At 33.1% G+C, this 14,344-nt stretch carries 14 protein-coding genes and 3 pseudogenes; 16 read left to right on the top strand and 1 reads right to left on the bottom strand.

Annotated elements, in window-relative coordinates:
* Nucleotides 1-27 precede the first annotated feature (27 nt).
* A pseudogene (locus tag IPJ83_08210) lies at nucleotides 28-752 on the top strand (sulfite exporter TauE/SafE family protein).
* An 888-nt stretch (nucleotides 753-1,640) separates the two neighbouring features.
* Here the strand turns inward: IPJ83_08210 and IPJ83_08205 are convergent.
* The gene (locus tag IPJ83_08205) at nucleotides 1,641-2,240 is read right to left on the bottom strand and encodes a DDE-type integrase/transposase/recombinase (protein ID MBK7880524.1); all 600 of its coding nucleotides are present in this window, start codon (nucleotides 2,238-2,240) and stop codon (nucleotides 1,641-1,643) included.
* Nucleotides 2,241-2,909: 669 nt separating this feature from the next.
* Between IPJ83_08205 and IPJ83_08200 the strand changes: the two genes are divergently transcribed.
* From IPJ83_08200 to IPJ83_08130, 15 genes and pseudogenes are all read left to right on the top strand, one after another.
* Nucleotides 2,910-3,488, top strand: a complete 579-nt coding sequence (locus IPJ83_08200) for a YdeI/OmpD-associated family protein (protein ID MBK7880523.1) — start codon at nucleotides 2,910-2,912, stop codon at nucleotides 3,486-3,488.
* 216 nt (nucleotides 3,489-3,704) lie between these two features.
* A complete protein-coding gene (locus IPJ83_08195; protein MBK7880522.1) occupies nucleotides 3,705-4,043 on the top strand; it encodes a DHCW motif cupin fold protein in 339 nt (112 codons plus the stop codon).
* Nucleotides 4,044-4,071: 28 nt separating this feature from the next.
* The gene (locus IPJ83_08190) at nucleotides 4,072-4,374 is read left to right on the top strand and encodes a DUF1330 domain-containing protein (protein MBK7880521.1); all 303 of its coding nucleotides are present in this window, start codon (nucleotides 4,072-4,074) and stop codon (nucleotides 4,372-4,374) included.
* A 230-nt stretch (nucleotides 4,375-4,604) separates the two neighbouring features.
* Nucleotides 4,605-4,793 (top strand): hypothetical protein, encoded by a 189-nt coding sequence (locus tag IPJ83_08185; GenBank protein MBK7880520.1) that lies wholly within the window; start codon nucleotides 4,605-4,607, stop codon nucleotides 4,791-4,793.
* A gap of 45 nt (nucleotides 4,794-4,838) precedes the next feature.
* The gene (locus tag IPJ83_08180) at nucleotides 4,839-5,129 is read left to right on the top strand and encodes a GNAT family N-acetyltransferase (GenBank protein MBK7880519.1); all 291 of its coding nucleotides are present in this window, start codon (nucleotides 4,839-4,841) and stop codon (nucleotides 5,127-5,129) included.
* A gap of 215 nt (nucleotides 5,130-5,344) precedes the next feature.
* On the top strand, nucleotides 5,345-5,698 hold the full coding sequence (locus IPJ83_08175) for a hypothetical protein (protein ID MBK7880518.1): 354 nt from the start codon (nucleotides 5,345-5,347) through the stop codon (nucleotides 5,696-5,698).
* Nucleotides 5,699-6,086: 388 nt separating this feature from the next.
* Nucleotides 6,087-6,458: pseudogene (locus tag IPJ83_08170) on the top strand (ankyrin repeat domain-containing protein).
* 573 nt (nucleotides 6,459-7,031) lie between these two features.
* A complete protein-coding gene (locus tag IPJ83_08165; protein ID MBK7880517.1) occupies nucleotides 7,032-7,439 on the top strand; it encodes a GNAT family N-acetyltransferase in 408 nt (135 codons plus the stop codon).
* A 210-nt stretch (nucleotides 7,440-7,649) separates the two neighbouring features.
* Nucleotides 7,650-8,480, top strand: coding sequence for an AraC family transcriptional regulator (locus IPJ83_08160; GenBank protein ID MBK7880516.1), 831 nt, complete (start codon nucleotides 7,650-7,652; stop codon nucleotides 8,478-8,480).
* A 62-nt stretch (nucleotides 8,481-8,542) separates the two neighbouring features.
* The gene (locus tag IPJ83_08155) at nucleotides 8,543-8,950 is read left to right on the top strand and encodes a DUF1761 domain-containing protein (protein MBK7880515.1); all 408 of its coding nucleotides are present in this window, start codon (nucleotides 8,543-8,545) and stop codon (nucleotides 8,948-8,950) included.
* A 13-nt stretch (nucleotides 8,951-8,963) separates the two neighbouring features.
* On the top strand, nucleotides 8,964-9,491 hold the full coding sequence (locus IPJ83_08150) for a DUF4287 domain-containing protein (protein MBK7880514.1): 528 nt from the start codon (nucleotides 8,964-8,966) through the stop codon (nucleotides 9,489-9,491).
* A 502-nt stretch (nucleotides 9,492-9,993) separates the two neighbouring features.
* The gene (locus tag IPJ83_08145) at nucleotides 9,994-11,298 is read left to right on the top strand and encodes an amidohydrolase family protein (protein ID MBK7880513.1); all 1,305 of its coding nucleotides are present in this window, start codon (nucleotides 9,994-9,996) and stop codon (nucleotides 11,296-11,298) included.
* Nucleotides 11,299-11,355: 57 nt separating this feature from the next.
* Nucleotides 11,356-11,814 (top strand): annotated as a pseudogene (locus IPJ83_08140) (hypothetical protein).
* A 52-nt stretch (nucleotides 11,815-11,866) separates the two neighbouring features.
* Nucleotides 11,867-13,408, top strand: a complete 1,542-nt coding sequence (locus tag IPJ83_08135) for a DJ-1/PfpI family protein (GenBank protein MBK7880512.1) — start codon at nucleotides 11,867-11,869, stop codon at nucleotides 13,406-13,408.
* 402 nt (nucleotides 13,409-13,810) lie between these two features.
* Complete coding sequence (locus IPJ83_08130) at nucleotides 13,811-14,116, top strand: cupin domain-containing protein (GenBank protein ID MBK7880511.1); 306 nt, start codon at nucleotides 13,811-13,813, stop codon at nucleotides 14,114-14,116.
* The last annotated feature ends 228 nt before the right edge of the window (nucleotides 14,117-14,344 follow it).

Raw genomic sequence — 14,344 nt, 5'->3', positions numbered from 1 at the left:
CAAAGCCAGAATTAAAACAAACTGACATTGGAGAATTTACCATTATTCAATCTATTCGCCTTACTTACCGAAATTCTTGGAACAGTTGTGGGATCTGGCTATTCTTTAATTTTTGTGCCTATTGCCTTTTACTTTTTTAGATTTTCATTCTGTGCTTGGAATAACAGCATTGTCTCATGTGTCAAGTAACCTTGCAGAGATTGCCTTTTTCTGAAAGGAGTTTGATAAATGGCTTGTGATTTCTATTGGTATTCCTTTAGTTCTTTTGTAATTGTTGGAGCATTGCTTAGCAATTTCGTTGAAACTAAAATTCTTGAAATCTCACTTGCATTATTCCTGATTGCTGTCAGTTTGGTTCATCTTACTTTTAAATATATTACCCTGAAACTCAATAACTTAAATTCAATTATCGGGAGAACTTTTTCAGGATTATTTGCGGGATTAGTAGGAACAGGAGGAACAATCAAAGGAATAGCATTAGGGGCATATTATCCTAGAATGGATGTGTTTACAGCCACCCTGACTATAATTGATTTGGCAATTGATTCCATCAGAAGTTTTGTTTACTTTCTCAATGGACATGTGCGCAAGTACGACCTCTATGTCTTTCCAATTTTACCAGTAGTCAGCATTTCGGGAACATATATAGAAAAAAAATCTTAATGAGAGTTTCAGAACAACAATGGAAATCCATTATAATGTTTTTATTTTTAATTACCGGCATAGTAACAATATTTAAAGTGATTTCATGATCGCAAGATATGAACCACTAAAAACTAATATCGAGATTTATGGATGATAAATCTTGAACATTCAATGGCTATAAATTGTACACCAGGTCGATTATTTGACTGGTTTTGAATCTTAAAATAAATTTTACAAAATGAAACACCAATTATAAAAAATATGTGAAAGTTACAGGTGGCATGCAAATTGGCGAATAAGTCTATTTTGGACATTGTATAAGTGGGAAATGTTTTTAAAATATATTGACCACATCTGCTATAAAAAAAAGCGAGAATGGTTGGATAATTGAAGCGGTAACTCCTCCCTTCCCCAAGGTAGGATTCATCTGTGAGGAAACTGAAAATAGATGTTTGTTTGCACATATCGAATCTTTTGGTTTTATAAATTGAAAATTACCCGTTACTCAAAACTTCCTGATCTCGTTGCTCAGAAAGTTTTTAAACCCTTATTACAGGTTTTACTTAATTCAATAAGATATAATTGAGGATAACATTAAATTGAAGGAGAATATGGAAGTAAATAATAATTCAAAAGTGATCAATGAAGAAAGCAAGACCGCATAACAGCAGCTACAAGAAATTGGCGGTTCAATGGTTAAATGAAGCTTTGTTCTTCATATCAAGTTTGTCTCGTCCTAAAAAAAGTTTTCAGGTTAATAAATATATCCTGCTCTTAGTTTACACTTGTTTCTTAGTCCTTTAAATTGGTCTAAAAATGTAGTTTGTTTTTGAAAATGGTTCTTCCATAATTTTTGTATTTAATTGGTCTTTTGATTGAAGAATTTCTTCAGGTGAAAAGTTTCCAATATCTAAATGTGGTCTTTTATTGTTATAAGTCAATTGCTTTTTTAAGCAAAATCTTAACATCCTTTAGATTTTTTACTTCATAAGTATCTAAGTATTCCTCTTTGATAATACTGTTAATCTTTCTGCTACTGCATTTTCTAAAGGATCTCCATTCTCAGTCATGCTTATTTGAATCTTGTAATCCTGCAATAGCTTTACATAAGCTTGACTAATATATTGAATTCCTCTAACACTATGGTGTATTAAATTCATATGGTCTTCTGATTTTATTTTAGATAAGGCCATTTCTGATGCATGTATGCTTTCAATTGTTTCCATTGTTTCTCCTACATGGTAACCTACAAATTTATGAGAATATGAGTCCATAATTAAACTAATTTTTAGATGTCCCTGCTTTAACTTGCAGTAGTTAATAATATTGCTTAAACATAGTTGTTTAATAGCTGTTGGATTCATCTCCCGGATTAGATTGGAATATTTCCTCAGTCTGTAATATGAATTTGTTGTTTTTATCTTCCGTTTACCTTTTCTCACCAACAGATTAATGGATAAAAGCAAGTCAAATTGACCATCTCTATCTATCTTTATATGTTGTTCTAATATAAATGGCTGAAGCATTTCATAGCGCTTTCTAGAGGCCATTCTATGATAATCTTGCCTTATACATTTTACCTTCTTTAAAATCATTTTTACCTCTATGGCAGTTGATATAATTTTCTAGTTATATTTATAATAAGCCTGTCTGCTCATACCAAACTATCTACATAACTTGGCTAATCCTATGTGTCTAGAATTACTTTTCATAGTCTCTAGGGCTTGGTATTTAGCTTTTTTCTAATTGGAATTTAGAATTCTTTCACTGCAATATTAACCATTATAGAAAATGCAATTGCTTTAAGTTCTGCACCCTTCAGTTGTTTTTCTAATTCAAATCTTATTTTCTTAATTGAAGATTTTCAGAGGATGCTTCGGAGGCCTTAATAAGTTTAACTTTCTTTATTTTAGCTGCCATATCTGTCTTGATATGACTTAATTTAACGCTAATTGGCCTTCCTGAGACAGAATAACCTAACATCTTCATTCATCTTAACAATTGACCATGCTCTTCATCCTTTGCGTGTACTTTTTCCAGATCTCAAGCTTTATACAGCCATTCGAAATCATCTATTGGATTATTCGATATTGGTTCTCCTAAGTAAAATATTTATCTACATTTTTACAATTAATTTATTCATATTTACAATGATTTTGTGTAAGACTATTTTAGGACAAGACACTTAAAGCCTTTCATTCCACAACGAACACAAAGCCAAATAGCGCTTATGACAAGCATACACAGGAAAAAACCACAGTAAGATGAGTTTATTAAATACTATTCCAATCATAGAATTCAAAACCGCCGAAACATTTGAAACCTGGCTCGAAAAGAATCAGGACAATTTAAATGGACTTTGGCTCAAAATATTCAAGAAAGATTCCGGGATAAAGACCATCAGCTATGCAGAAGCATTGGATGTAGCGCTTTGCTATGGGTGGATTGATGGTCAAAAAAAAACATTTGACGAACTGGCATATCTGCAAAAATTTTGTCCCAGAAGAGACAAGAGTATTTGGTCTAAAATAAATATTGGACATGTCCAAAGATTAATCGAGGCAGGAAGAATGAAACCTGCAGGATTAAAAGCTATCGATAAAGCCAAAGAAAATGGTAATTGGGAAAAGGCATACGACTCCCCAAGCAAAATGACTATACCTGAAGACTTTCTAAAAGAGCTCCGCAAGAATAAAAAAGCAGAAGCGTTTTATAAGGGTCTCAACAAGACCAATCTTTTCTCCATTGGATTTCGCCTGCAGACTGCAAAAAAACAGGAAACCAGAGAAAAGCGAATGAAAGAAATTATTGAAATGCTCGCAAGAGGGCAGAAATTCCATTAAATAACTTTGCCTAACTTGACAATTTTTCGTAAAATGAGAGGCGCTAACATCGGCGATCTGATAGTTAGGCTTTTGTTGTAAATTTGAATAGGAGAACTCAATTGAACATTTGTATTGAATTGAGCATTTGTAGCTTGAATTCCTCAGCATAGCAAGGCAGAAACCTTCACCTGCAGGCGTTGCAGATAAACTAACAACAATTAAAAGATTAAAAAAATGAGTTATTTACCATTTCAGACAATAGACTGGACTTCCATTCAAAAAGTTGAATATAAGGGAGAAAGAGGTGTAGCATATTGGCAAACCATTCAATTTGCTGGACTTAGAATGCGGCTGGTAGAATATTCAAATGGATATTTAGCAGACCATTGGTGTCAAAAAGGACATGTTGTACATTGTTTAGACGGAGAATTTATCATCGAACTTAGCACAGGTGAAAAAATTAGACTTACAAAAGGTAAAACCTATGTCGTGTCTGACGAACTTAGTTCACATCGTTCAGTTTCTGAAAATGGTGTAAAACTTCTTATTATTGACGGAGATTTTTTAAAATAGATTTGGAGAAAATAAAAACTAAAAGTAAATGATTTTTATAACTCAATTAATCTACATTAATAAAGGACAGGAAAAAGTTTTTGATGAATTTGAAAACATAGCTATTCCAATAATTTTAAAATATAATGGAAAACTTTTAATACGGGTTAGACCAAAAGAAAACTCATATATAGAAAATAATATAGACAAACCTTACGAAATTCATCTTGTAGAATTTCAAGCACAACAAGATTTTGACAACTTCCTGCAAGACGAAGATAGAAAGAAGTTTTTGCACTTAAAAGACCAATCTATAAAGGCATCAATTTTAATTCAAGGAACAAAACTATGACAACCGAGCAAACGCCAGCACGTAAAATGGGTTTGATAAAATGGTGGTGGATTTGATAAATGGAAAATTCTATTGAATTTTATTGCCAGAAATCCGTCAAATCGTCAAACCGTAACAACTAAGAGATATACAGACATTTCAGTGGACATAAACAATATCTTTGTAAGAAAAATCTCTAAAGCAAAAGAAGAACAAGCATGACAGAGTTCCCAGAATTAATTTCAGATAAATTGAAGTTAAGGAAAATCCGACCAAGCGACATGCCTGCCTTGTTAAAATATTGCAACAATAAAAACATCTCGGATCGAATTATCAATATACCTTACCCTTATCTTGAGGACGATGCTATTTTTAGAATGAATTTTGTTCTTCAGGGATTTAAAAACAAAGATCGTTACGTTTTTGCCATCTTGCTATAAGACAGCGAAGAATTAATTGGCGAGATTGGTTACCACCTGGAAAAAGTGAACAACCACGCTCAATTCGGTTATTGGATTGCAGAACCTTTTTGGGGAAAGGGAATTGCGACAGAAGCGTTGGCAGCCATTTTAAAAGTTAGCTTCGAGACATTGCACCTTAACAAAATTTATGCAACACACTACCCGGACAATTTGTCATCAGGGAAGGTAATGTTAAAAAACAACATGATAAAGGAAGCTGAAATGAAAGAACATTATAAAATTGACGGAGTTTATAAAGATGTTATTCAATACAGGCTGACAAAAAAAGTATATGAAGAAAGGAATTCACACTAATCCTTTTTTATCAGCAGGAGGTAGAGCTGGGTTTAAACTAGGTACCCTCTTACAGCTTTTAAAAGTAAGCAAATTCAATGCCCGTCATTTTGCATTTTAATATTTCGCCGGAGATTGGTACATTTATAACATCTTGGAGGCAGGCACTAAAATTTACCCGCTTTACGTTAAACCTATTTTAAGACAAACAATAAGCAATCCAAAACTTAATCAACATGACAAAATCAATTAAATTTCTGGCCACATGGATGACCATTATTTTTTTGTCCTCGTTTACTGAAAAGAACACAAACGAGTTTATCGGGACATATGGTGTTTCAGGATCAGACCCTTCCCAAATAAAGTTGACTCTGCATTCAGACAACACTTTTTTTTACCAGGACTTGTCTAATACGGATAAAAAGATAGTTATTAAAGGCAATTGGACATCAAAAGGTAAAAAAGTATTCTTAAAAGACAATAGCTCTGATAAGAAGTTTCACAATGTTTGGACATTTTTAGAAAATGGACATGTAGCCAAATCTCGAAAAGGACTGACTTTTTACAGGTTGTGCAAAATTGACGGATAGAAAAACTGGTTATAACACCAGATAAAAGAAATTGGCGGTTCTGTCGTTAAATCAAGCTTTGAGCTTCAATCAAAGATTCTGCTTGGATGATAGTTTATTGCTTACTGGACACTGTGGTCAGAACAAGTCGAAATCGCCCAATTTTTGAAGCTGCAAATCGTTAGTTATCAGGCAAAAGAAACGTGAATAAATCTAAAAAATATAGAAAAAGGATTATCTCTTTAAAAACATGGAAAATCAGAATGCGTTTTCAAGAAGAGTTTTGATAAAAAGTTCAGTTTTAGGACTTTTAATTTTACCTATTCATAATGTAATACGTGCAAAAAACATATTTAACATTAATGAAAGTAATACCAATGATTTAAAAGAACCCAAACGATATCCAGCTATAATCGAAGAAATAACGAGCGAGGTAGTTGGAGTTTCTCATTTCAATTTAGACAGGCTAAAAGAACTTGTAAACAAGAGACCCGAATTAGCCCGGGCTACCTGGGATTGGGGGTTTGGTGACTGGGAAACAGCCATTGGTGCCGCTTCGCATGTTGGTCGTAAAGATATCGTGCAGTATTTATTATCAAAAGGAGCAAGGCCTGATATTTTTACTTTTGCAATGTTAGGTGCTTATGAAACAGTCAAATCTATGATTGAATTTATGCCTGGTTTGCAAAAAACATTAGGTCCACACGGTATTAGTTTACTACAGCATGTCAAGAATGGAAATAGTAAGTCAAAGAAATCAATCCGATTAATTGATTATTTAAACAAATTGGGAGATGCTGATGGTCAGGAATACCAAGTAATGAATGAAACTGAAAAGCAAAAATATGCTGGTGATTACAAATATGGAGAAGGTGAATTTGATGGCTTTACCGTAAAAGTAAATAGTCAGAAAAGACTTCTGTTTGGAAAACTTGGTATGTTTGGTGGTTCCTTATTAAAAATTGGCAACCATACTTTTACTTACAATGGTGCGCCTTCAGTCGAAATTTCTTTTCAATTGGAGAACGAAAAAATAATTTCACTGACCGTTAAAGAACCTGAATTGATTTTGATTGCAAAAAAAATATGACATTGAAGCCAAGATGCCCGAACCGCTAACAAGGATTTTGCAAAAGTAGGACTTTTGTACTAAATTTGAGTTTTAGTACTTTCTAAACCCCACCTTCGCCAAGTCCAAAAACATTAGGGTTTAGACTTGACAAATAAAACAGTGTGCATTATTTTTATGAAGATTGAGACTAAAAATTTAATACTTATTTCGGGTAATAAAGAAATATTGTCCAGTGCAATAAAGGGAGCATCATTTCTTTCCATAAACTTAAATGTTTCAGTGATGGAACCTTGGACAGAATTTGGCTTGGCACCCATAGAATTTTCTTTGACAAAGATATCTCAAAATGAAAACGAGAATGGGTGGTGGACCTATTTTCCAATACATAAAGAGGACAAAAAATTAATTGGCAGCTGTGGTTATAAGGGCAGTCCGACACCAGAGGGAAATGTAGAAATTGGTTATGAAGTTATTTCAGAATATAGGCAAAAGGGTCTAGGTACAGAAATAGCGAAAGGACTAGTATCTAATGCATTTAAGTTTGACCATGTGAAAATGATCATTGCCCACACCTTACCTTTTGAAAATGCTTCAACAAATATTTTAATATGCTTGGGATTTAACAAAGTATCAGAAATAATAGATCCTGAAGATGGATTAATTTGGCGATGGGAATTAAAAAGGGAATAGACCGAATCGCTGACGGCACCTTGGCGTCATGTTGGTTTTTTAGGTTAGGAAAGTTGCCTCTATCGAGGTAATTTTGTCCTGGTGGAAAGCTTATGGCTTCGAGTTAGCACGAACGCCAGGCCACAAAGTGTTACCGGTCATGATAAGACCACCCCACAAATTAAATAACCTGATGCAAAAATACCGACATGATATCGTCGATTATATAATATGATTTTTGAACAATATCAGCTTCCGACTAAACTTAAAGATCACATTGAGTCTGTTTTGTATTTTAAGGGACTCAATCCCAATCATTCGATAGAAAGAATTGTCCCCACAGGACATGTCTTTGTAGTTTTTGAATTAGATAATATTCCACGAAATACTTTTGATAATAAGACATTAAGACCACTAGAGACCTATACAAAAGTTTGGATTTCGGGTACACATAGAAAATTTATTTCTATATCTGCACATCAACAATCTGAAATGCTCGCCATTCAGTTTAAACCCGCAGGGGCATTCCCTTTTTTACATTGTCCCATTCAAGAGCTGAATGATAAAGTAGTATCCGCAAAAGAAATATTTGGAACTGAAATTATAAAATTGAGAGAGGAAATTTTGATTGCAGAAAATCCGCAAGCAAAATTTAATCTTGTTTCAAATTGGTTAGAAGAAAGGTATGACTACAAAAAAAATGCACCTGAACACTTATTAGCTTTTATAGAACGACTTCAAAAGGAACCTGTCTCCAACTTGAAAAAAGTTATTGACAGCTATCCTGCTACTCAAAAACAGTTGATTGTACATTTCAAAAAGTATGTTGGACTAACTCCAAAATATTTTCATCGCATATTGCGGTTCAATGAAATCTTGAAAAAGCTTAATGAAAAAGAAAAAATATCATGGACAGACGTAGCATACAGTTGTGATTATTCAGATCAATCTCACTTTATTAAAGAGTTTTTCCTTTTTTCAGGTTTCAATCCAAAGGATTTTATAAAAAGGGAGTTTCCTAAAGAACAAACAAACTTTTTCCCATTAGACAAAAAAGGTTAATTTTTTACTATTTCACCTTTATGGGTGCATTTACTTTTGCGACATATTTAAGTGTTACAAAAATGGACTTTACACAAACAATTCAAAATCTTAACTGGCTCGCCATAATTCTTGCAGCTTTATCCACCTTTATGATTGGTGGAGTATGGTATTCCGTTTTCGAAAAACCTTGGATGGTTGCCAATAACTTCACAAAGGACGACTTAAAGAAGCGAAATATGCCAATGGTATTTGGGCTATCGTTTCTTTTCTCTCTGATTATGTCGGCTAATCTGGCAATGTTTATCGGAGACGAAAATGTAACATTCGGAGCCATTGCTGGCTTTATGACTGGTTTGGGATGGGTCGCGTTTGCAATAGCAATTGTCGCTTTATTTGAAAACAGACCGGTAAAATATGTTTTAATCAATGGGGGTTATATGGTTGTATCGTTTACGCTCATGGGGCTCATTTTAGGTGCTTGGAAATAAAAGTAATTGAAAAATGGAAAAAGGATTAATTGAGAAAACAGGAAAACCATTAGAACATTGGATTAAAGTAGTGAATCAATCCAAAATTGAAAAGCATTCAGATATCATAAATTATTTAAAAGCTGAGCATGGGTTTTCATATGGTTTCGCAAATTTTGTGGCGTTGAAAGCAAAAAAAACTGATGCAGCGTCCATAGATGACATGGATTTATTAAATAATCAGTATAAGGGAAAGGAGTCCTTAAAAACAATTTACGATGAATTGATTTCAAAAATATTGACTTTCGGAAAGGATATTCAAATTTCTCCAAAAAAAACATATGTAAGTTTGGTTCGTAAAAAGCAATTTGCGACCCTTAATCCCGCAACAAAGACTCGTTTTGAAATTGGCATAATTTTAAAAGGACAACAACCAGAGGGTAAATTAGAGTTGGAAAAGCCAAATGCCATGTGCACGCACAAAATAAGTATTGCAAGCATAGACGAAATTGATATTGAAGTATTGGAATGGATTAAGTCTGCTTATGTTAATGCAGGATAATACAACTGTTAGAAGGAAGTCAAGTTTAGACAATACATTTAATCAAAAAAATTAAATATTTGACAAACGAAGAGAAAGAAATTCTTGCGATTGTAAAAGCTTGAAACGAGGCCTTTTTGCGCAAGGACAAAGAAACTTGCTTTACTTTGATCTATTGTGATTTAGACTTATTCTTCTTTCAAGTCCAAATCGCATTTATGATAAAAAGGTTGATAAAGATGAATTTGATTGGTCATTAAGTTGATCACGAACCAAAGTTCACTTTTTTCAAGAAATGCGACTACAAATTCAATTATATGGGGACACAGCAATTGTTATTTGCCACAATTGGGGAGCTTATGACCCCGACGGTAGTGAACAAGTTTATTATTGGAGGAAACAAATGTTTTAATTTAGGAAAATGAGAAATGGAAAATTATCCACAACCATACCTTAAAATAAATATAAAATAACCAATTTAGCATAAGATTCATTTTAATAAAAGCTTAAAGTCAACTAACGAATGAAAATATCTGGAACACTTTTTTTGTTCATATTTATTTGTAACACCATTATCCTTTCTGGACAAATCAATAAATCAGATACTACATTTTTGATAATTAAAAACATTAGTATAATTGATGTAGGTAGTGGAAAAATATTAAAAAAACAGAATGTCGTTATAAAAGGACAATTCATTTATTATATAGGAAATTCATTTTCAGAAAGAACATCGACCAACACAAAATATATAGATGGAAAGGGAAAGTACTTGTGCCCCGGACTTTGGGACATGCATTTTCATTTATGCTGGGATATAAGCAATGATACTTTGTTGTATCCTGCACTTTTGAAAAATGGAATCACAGGTATTCGCGATATGGGTGGAGATCTCAAAATTATGAGTGCATTCAAAAGCTTGAAAAACGTAAACAAACTGAATATATATGGAGCGGGACCAATGATTGATGGGAATCCACCAGTTTATTCTGACTTCTCCCTGCCAGTAGATAACAGTTCGGATATCACCAAGCTTTTAGATAGTTTAAAAAACAATGGAAGCGATTTTTTTAAAACTTATTCCCTTTTAAAAGAAGCACAGTTAAAAGAAATCTCCGCTTATTGCAGGAAAAATGATTTTCATTTTGCAGGACACCTTTCTGAATATATTAATCCAGAAACATCTATATCCCTTGGACAAAAAAGCATTGAACATCTTAATGGTTTATATGAGATCTGGAATGAAAGCAGAAGCAGATTTGATAGCTTAACTGATCTGATGTTAAAACATCATACATATATCTGCCCGACAATTATTACCTACCAATTAAAAACTCGACTCAGGGATTCTACAATTGTAAATAAAGAGTATTCCAAATATATTTCAACTTCCCTTGTAAAAGAATGGAAAATAACTTGGGGAAAACGAGTGGAAAGACATAAAAAACTTGAGGATTGGGACGCACTTGACAAAACATATTTATCACAATTAAAATTGATAAGCAGACTTCACGAAAAAGGTGTAATGTTATTAGCAGGTAGTGATTTTGCAGGAATGCCATATGTATATCCAGGCATAAGTTTACATCAGGAGCTTAAATTACTAACGAAAGCTGGGTTATCCAATTATGAAACTTTAAAAACTGCAACTATCAATCCTGCAATTTTCATGAATAAGCAAAATATTTACGGTTCTGTAGAAGTTGAGAAATATGCTGACCTGTTAATCTTAGAAAAAAATCCTTTTGACAATATTGAAAATCTAAAAACAACAACATTTGTAATCGTAAAAGGAAAAATAATTAAAGTCCAAAATAATAAATCATGAAAATTACTTCTTTTGAAATCAACAAATAAGGACTGCATTACTATTAATTACAGCCAAATGAAATCACTTCTCTTTATTTCTACTTCTCTTATTTTGACATTTTCGTCAATGGGACAAACAACAAATCCAAATTTGGATTCTACCTTGGCTAAGTCTTTGGGTGCCGATTATTATGATATGAAAATATAGGTTTTGGTGATTCTAAAAACAGGCTACAAAAAAACAACGAATAAACAATTTGTTGATAGCTATTATACTGGTCATCAAGCCAATATTGGGAGAATGGCTGAAGCTAAACAACTAATTGTTGCAGGGCTATTTGGAAAAAACAATGATGATTTCAGGGGTTTGTTTATTCTTAATGTGACCTCCATTGTCGAAGCTAACAAAGTTCTTGAGACAGATCCAGCCATAAAAGCAAATTTATTAATTGCAGACGTTTATACATGGTATGGGTCTGCAGCAATACCTGAATATTTAAATAAACACAATATAATTTGGAAAATTAAACCATAACCTATGAACAATATTTTCCTTTTACATTGAATAACTTAAGTTTAATAAAATCATGAAAATAGTATTGTTTTTCATATTCCTCGCAACTTCAATGAATTCATATGGTCAATTTAAGGCTGATAGTACTTATAAACCGTTAGATGTTGCTATCCTGTTATATGATGGTGTCGAACTTTTAGATTTCGCCGGACCTGGAGAAGTGTTTCAACAAGCCAACTTTAATGGTAAAGACGCTTTTAATGTTTATACATGTGGAATAAATTCAAATAAAATAATCAGTCAAAGTTTTCTAAATATTACCACACAGTATATTATTGATGATTGCCAAATACCAGACATATTAATAATTCCAGGTGGTAATAATTTAGCACTTGTAAACAACGATAAATTAATAGCATGGATATCCAAAGTTAATGAGAAAGCAAAATTTGTTTTGTCGGTATGTAATGGACTAAACCTACTTGCCAAAACAGGTGATTTGGACGGAATGACGGCGACCAGCCATTATGGTGCGATTGAGAACCTTATTAAAAACTACCCTAAAATTAGTATAGTTACCGGTAAACGATTTGTTGATAATGGCAGAATCATTACTACCGAAGGAGTTTCGGCAGGGATTGATGGCTCTTTATATCTTCTGTCTAAAATTTTTAATATGGAAGTGGCTAATAATGTTGCTAAAATAATGATGTACAACTGGAATCCTGAGACGCTTGATTATCTCGTTATTCAAAAGGAAGATACCATATTCGAAAAACGAATTTCGGCTTTTACTTGGATGCCTGATGGAAAAGCCATCATATTGAATATTCTTAAAGTTGATAAGACCGAAAATAACCCTCCCATATCTAAAAAATTCAAGTTTTCCATTTCGTTAGAAACAGTTGAGCTTTTACCTATTGATGGAGGAGGATTAGCCGTTTCTCCAGATGGTAAATCTGTAGCTTATATCAAACATGTTAATGGTAACGACCAAATTTATTTATACAACTTTAGTCAAAAGGAAGACAAACTATTGGTAAATGATACGTTTAAAAAGTATGCGGTTAGTTGGTCTTCCGATGGAAATAGTCTTGTTTATAATATTCAAATTGATAAAGGAGAAAATGCGAAAGTTGAAATTTGTACTTACAATATTCAAAAAAATGAGGTAAATCAAATTACCAAAAACAGCACCTTTAAATGTTATGCTCCAAATTGGAATACAAAGACCGATAAAATAGTTTATACATCTGAATATGGAAATAAAAGAGACCAAATATATTTGACGGATAAAAATGGAAGTTTACATACCAATCTAACAAATGACAGCACAACACATAACTACTCACCATACTGGATTGACGAAAATACAATTATGTACATTCAATCTCCGAAAAACTTAATGACGATGAAAATAGACGGAAGTCAAAAACAATTTTTAAATGGAATAAACACTACTCAATTTAAATACAACTCAGCCACAAATAATATAATATATTTAGATGATAATGAGAATTTGATTATAGTCGATTTTAAAAGCAAAAGTAAAAAAATTCTAATTCACCAAAATCGGTTGAATGCTCTTTTTAGCGAGTCTAATTTTGAAAAATAAAACTATTAAACAGCACTATTAAATAGTAATAGGTAGTATGTCCTTTACTCCTTACATAGGAGTAATTAAACTACTTGCCAAAATTAATACTTTGCTTTCTTAAACCTAACCCTAAGGAAAGTAAAAAGCAGGAATTGGAAATGGACAAAAAAAGTTAATATAAATGTTGTGTAACCTAGTACAAACAGGAACTCCAGCTTAAAACACGAGTTTGGCAAAAGTGGCGATTCAGTGGTACCCTGACACATTTGTAGTTAATCATCTGCCAGCTGGCGGACTCAGCTTCAGCTACTGCCTGCCATCGGGCAGGTTAATGGTAAAATTCGATATCTTCGCTTAGCCACGGAGTGCTATTACCAATGCTGACAGAGCGATTCAATTACTTTAAAATACTTGCAGAAAATGAAAAGGACAATTGTAAATCCCATCATTAAGGACCCTGAAACATTTTTACAGACCTCTGAAGAATCAGGAGGAAAAATTACAGAAGCAGACATAACATTGATGCCTGAAGGTGGAAACCCCTTGCATTACCATAAGACATTCTCGGAAACATTTACAGCTATAGAAGGGGAGCTAGGTCTAAAATTAGGAAATAAAGAGATTAAGATCTTAAAAGAGGGTGAAACCCATACAGTTGAACCAATGTCCGTACATGGTTTCTTTAATCCAGCAGACAGGGAAATTAAGTTCAATGTTAAATTATGACCTGGTCATACAGGCTTTGAAAATTCATTAAGAATAATTTATGGATTAGCCGAAGATGGCCTCACGGATAAGAATACCATTCCAAAAAGTATCAAGCTTTCAGCAATTGTCCTTTGTATGAGTGACATGAACCTTCCGGGCATATTCACATGGATGTTTCCTCTTTTAATGTTTATCGCTAAACGAGCAAAAGCAAGTGGAGAAGAACAAAAATTAATGGACAAATAT

The sequence above is a fragment of the Candidatus Vicinibacter proximus genome (assembly GCA_016713905.1).
In the GTDB taxonomy this organism is placed as follows: Bacteria; Bacteroidota; Bacteroidia; order Chitinophagales; family Saprospiraceae; genus Vicinibacter; species Vicinibacter proximus.
The sequence above is the reverse complement of the archived record's forward strand: the minus strand, read 5'-3'. Positions and strand labels throughout refer to the sequence as shown.